Below are 4,329 nucleotides of genomic sequence, written 5' to 3' on the forward strand. Positions count from 1 at the left end.
GGAAAAAGGCAGGACCACGATGGATAGGCGAGGAGCGGACTTGCCTGGACTTCCGGCAACGCTTGCCCGTTGCGGGGACGATGCGCTCGGAAGCGCCACGGAGATGGGCTGAGGCTCTCGCCCGGCCTGATAGAACCACCAGGCTCCGCCTCCGAAAAGAAGCAGGAGGACGGCTGCAAGTGCGCCGAGGACGGGCGCTGTCATCCAGCGGGAGCCAGTGCCTCCACGTCCCGGCCGCTCGGGCATCGAGAGCTCTGCGATGTCCTTCGCGTCGAGCGCATAGACTTTCATGGGCTGGGCGATGTTCTTGACTTGGTGCTCGCCCTGATCCTTGAAGATGAAAGGCAGTTTGCCCCGAACCTGATCCCGAACGGCGCGGGAGATCGCGATGCCGCCGGGTGGCGAGAGGCTCTCCAGGCGAGAGGTGAGGTTGACGCCGTCGCCATAAATGTCTCCGTCCACCTCGATGATGAGATCGCCAAGATTGATTCCGGTCCGGAAGACGATGCGTTTGTCCTCGGAGAGGGCGGCATTGCGGTCTTGGACCTCTCGCTGGATCTCGACAGCGCAGTTGACCGCCTCGACGGTGCTGGGAAACTCGACGAGCACCCCGTCGCCGGTGAACTTGACCACACGGCCGCTGTGAACCTTGATCAGGGGAGTAAAGATGGTGCGCAAGATCGCTTTGAGGCCGGCATGCGTGCCACCTTCGTCGCGCTCCATCATACGACTGTAGCCAACAACGTCCGCCGCTAAGATAGCCGCGAGCCGTCGTTGAAGTCGCTCGTTCGCCACCGCTCGTCCTCAGCATCCGGCCGATCAGAACATCAGGATCCGGCGTCACTCGTTGAGCTGACTTGCACAAGCAGAGTAGGAGCGGCTTGCATCTTTGTAAACTGGACATTGTGGTCGTTTCCAATGCGGGACTGAAGCGACCCCATGTGCATCCTGAAACTTCGATGGCGGCAATGCCTGCTGTTCAGCTTCGGGGCAACGGTCAAGCTGCCCGCTTTCACGCAGAGGGTTCCGAGGCCAACTCCTCTCTCAAACGGACAAATAGCTCAAAGGCTCTCTCAGTATCTAAAATAAACGAGACAAAGCGCTGGCGTTAACCCACTTTGTCATAGGCTAGGAACAGGGTCCGGTGCGCCGTTCCACTGCATGTCAGGTTGGATGCGAGGGCGGAGCATCTCTCAGTCTTGATCGCGAATGTCGTCTCTGCTTTTGGAGAGGTAATGCACTAACCTGAGGTTCGAGCGGAGGGGACGCTTGCGGCGCTGTCTCGCGCCAAGGGAGCGCTGGAGACTTGCCGCTCAATCCGTAGAGCCAAGCGGTGAGCGTTCGTACCGGGCTGTTCTGCCCTGTCCTTGCAAGGGTCGAGTACACGGCGCTCGTCGACTCGCTGATCTTGTCCCAGTCATAGCGGTCCAGGATCGAATGTGAATCGACGCGGTAGGTTTCGTGAGGCGCGGCCAGCTTCCGGCACAGATCCTCCATGTCGCCGACCTTGAAATAGTTGGCTTGAGCCAAGCCGATATCCAGGTTCGGGCGAATATCGCTCAAAAGAACCGGACACCCGAGGATCGCCGCTTCCAATGCTGCAATCGGTAAGCCTTCATGACGGGATGCGAGCGCGAAAAGAGAGGCCTCCCGGAGAAGGGCTGTAATCTCCGCCGGCTTCAGGTAGCCGGTGAAAACAACACCACAGCCGGCTTCGCGCCGAAGGTGCTCGGCGTACGGATCGCCGGGGGCGGCGTCGCCGACAATGACGAGCTTCGATGGATGATTGGTGCTCTTAAATGAACGGATGAGATCATCGAACCCCTTCTCCGGAACAAGTCGGCCGACGGTGACGATGAACTCGCCCCGGGCCAGCCCGAACCTGTCCAGGAGAGAACTGCGCTCGCTTTCAAATGCGGGCGCCTGCAGGATGTGAGTGGCACCGTTCGGAACGAACGAGATCCGCGCCGCGCGCCAGCTATAACGGCTTTTGAGTTGCTCCGTCAGGGACGGGGAGRCCACGATCACTTGATCTGCGAAACACAAGGCGCAAAACTCCCCGATCCTCAGGATCGTTTTGGCGAATACGTTCCAGCGATCCCGGTCGTAATCCGCGCCATGGTGAGTAACGAGGACCTTCATGCCGAGTGCCTTGGCCAATGGTGAGATCAGGGCTGGACCGATGGCATGAATGTGAACCACGTCCGCATGGAGGTGAAACCGCGCGTAGAGGAGGCCGAGCGCAGTGCTCGAGATGGCCTCCAGGTACTTGTTCTTGGTATGGGGGAGCGCAATGACTTGAACGCCGTCACACTCGTAGGAAGAGTGCTGGCAATAGGATCTGCGTCCAACGACGGTATATTGGTCGCCCGGACGATGCTTCTGCAGCCTCGGAATCAGCTGTTCGCAGTGGGTCTCGACGCCTCCAAACACTTGAGGAAAGCCTCTCAGGCCGAGCACACAGATCTTCATGGCGCTGTCCAATCAAGCTGCTATCTGGTCGTGATGAATTCGAGGGATCCGCCGTCGTGGACCAGCGACATTCGTGCATCGGGATTTTTCGTGATGATCGAATCGCGCACGGTGATCTCTCCGGATCGGTCGACTTCGAACACTGTCGTCCTGTCGTTAGAGTCTTCGATACGACATCCGGTAACATCGACCTTCGCGCCCTTCGCGACCCAGATATGGTTCTGCTTGCCGCTTCCACCGCGCTTGCGCGGGTTGCTGCTCACGCAATCCTCAATCGTGCTTTCGCCCCAGATCCGGAAATTTCGCATGTTGTCCTCCGCCCGCGCCCGAAGCAGAGTGGTTTCAGACGATTTGAGGTCATAGCCGCCGTCGGTCGAGCCGGACGCGAGCGTGTCTTCAAAGCGAATGTTGCGGACATTTTTCTCGGTCGTGAAGCCGTCGCCGTTCCAGTACTCATGAGTGCTGTCATGGTTGTTCATCATCGTTACCCGACGCAAGACGACGTCGTGAACGGAATCCTGCAGGGCAACCCCGATCGCAAAGTCGTCGCCGTCCTGGCGCTCACTGTCACCGATGACATCCTCTATGAGGATGTTGCCCGAGTCGCTTCCGAGCCTGATCGCCCCTTTCGAATAGCCCCGGACGGTGACGCGGCGAATGGCGAGGTCGTTGATGCTCGCGCGCTCCTCCATTCCGCTTGCATTGTTCTCGAGGAAGCGGCGGACGTTTCGCGCGTCCACGTCTTGGATCTCTAGTCCGTGAATGTTGCTCGCGATCCTGAAGCATCCATTGCCTTGGTTGCGAAACAGGATCCGCTCGAAACGGAGATGGTTCGCGCCAGTGGAGAGACGGAAGACCTCAGAACCGGCATCCCCCTCGAGACTCCACGGGTCGGCACGTGTTCCTACTATCTCCGCTTTCGCGGGCCTTCCGGCGCTGTCTGCTCCAGCGATCGTGACTGGCACTCCATCGGTTCCACCCGCGCGAACCGTGATTTGTCGAGAGATCCGGTAGGGACCGTCGTCGGCMTTGAGCAGTACCTTGCCGCCAGGTCCGGCCATGGCGACGAAAGCCGAGAGCTTTTCCAACGAGCCGGCATTCGCCCAGTCCGACCCGCTCCCCGTCCCAGCGGGAGAAGGAGCGATGTGCAAGGTCCGGGTCTCGCGGCTTGAGGCAAGGCGCGGACCCACGCAGGCCATGATGAAGAGCATTCCGACAAGAATCGGCCTATGGGCGGACGTCAGTCGATACGCATGCAAAGCCATGCCACTCTCCCAGGAATAATAGCCGTAGCAGCGACTGAAACGCGTCAGACTTATGTCCTAGTAGGCATTATGATGACGACAGACCTCACCGATCGTCCTGATCAGGATCTGGAWGTCGAGAAGCAGAGTACGGTTTGAGATATACTGGATGTCAAACTCGACCCGCCGCCTGATCAAGTCGATGGTCGCCGTCTCCCCACGCAAGCCATGAACCTGTGCCAAGCCGGTGATACCTGGCATAGCATGAGTTCGTAGCCTGTAGTTGCCGATCAGCTTGTTGAATTTCCTGTCATGAGCCAGCGCATGCGGGCGGGGGCCGACGAGCGACATCTCGCCCTTGATCACGTTGAAGAGCTGCGGGAGTTCGTCAAGGCTTGTACGCCTGAGCCAGCGTCCGACCCGGGTGACTCGCGGGTCGTTGCACTTTGCCTGAATCACCGTCGCGCCATCTTCGAGGACCGTCATCGTGCGGAATTTGTAGATTCGGAAGGGGCGGCCGTTGAAGCCTCCCCGGGTTTGACGGAACAGAATGGGACCTGGCGAGTCGAGGCGGATCGCCAGCGCGATCACGGCGAAGAGCGGTATGCAGAAG

The 4,329-nt window shown here is 59.5% G+C and carries 4 protein-coding genes; all 4 read right to left on the reverse strand.

What is annotated here, in order from left to right:
* On the reverse strand, nucleotides 1-795 hold a 795-nt coding region (locus tag ACXJKO_RS30020), incomplete at its 3' end, for an adenylate/guanylate cyclase domain-containing protein (protein WP_457094677.1).
* 369 nt (nucleotides 796-1,164) lie between these two features.
* Entirely contained in the window at nucleotides 1,165-2,472 is a 1,308-nt protein-coding gene (locus tag ACXJKO_RS30025) for a glycosyltransferase family 4 protein (protein ID WP_457094678.1), read from the reverse strand.
* A gap of 20 nt (nucleotides 2,473-2,492) precedes the next feature.
* A complete protein-coding gene (locus ACXJKO_RS30030) occupies nucleotides 2,493-3,737 on the reverse strand; it encodes a hypothetical protein (RefSeq protein WP_457094679.1) in 1,245 nt (414 codons plus the stop codon).
* Between the two features lie 57 nt (nucleotides 3,738-3,794).
* Nucleotides 3,795-4,329: sugar transferase (locus ACXJKO_RS30035; protein ID WP_457094680.1), on the reverse strand; the 535-nt coding region annotated here is incomplete at its 5' end.

The organism is Microvirga sp. P5_D2, from assembly GCF_054049475.1.